1 protein-coding gene is annotated in these 413 nt (G+C 45.8%); it reads left to right on the top strand.

Translation table 11 applies throughout. The annotated features are described in order from the left end of the window. The coding region (locus tag ACHFIY_RS19335; protein WP_410847775.1) for a T9SS type A sorting domain-containing protein at positions 1-413 on the top strand (413 nt) is incomplete at both ends.

The following is a 413-nucleotide window of genomic DNA, read 5'->3' as shown; positions in this document are numbered from 1 at the left end:
TCTTATTATGAGGTACAAAGCAGCAAAGATGGCAAAACCTTTTCCCCGCTCCTTGAAAAGGTATCCGAGTCTGGCAAAGGCACATATAGCTATAGTGCTGCCGCTGCAAGCCTGGCTGGCAAGTTATATTACCGCATAGTGGTTGTAAACCAAGATGGCAGCCGCACCTACAGCAGCGTTGTAGCAATATCGCTTAGCAGTGCCATTACCTTTGGCGTGTACCCTAACCCAGTAAAATCCACACTGGTTTTAAGCGTTCAAAACAGCAAGGCAGAAAAAGTAACCGTGCAAGTGATTGACATGCAAGGCAAAATACTGCGCCAGCAGCAAATACAGTTAAACGCTGGTATCTCGCCTGTTTCATTGGAGGTGTCTTCTTTATCAAGGGGCAACTATATTGTTGCACTAAAAGG

Origin of the sequence: Parasediminibacterium schistidii (assembly GCF_046546515.1) — a bacterium.
Classification (GTDB): domain Bacteria; phylum Bacteroidota; class Bacteroidia; order Chitinophagales; family Chitinophagaceae; genus Parasediminibacterium.
The sequence above is the reverse complement of the archived record's forward strand: the minus strand, read 5'-3'. Positions and strand labels throughout refer to the sequence as shown.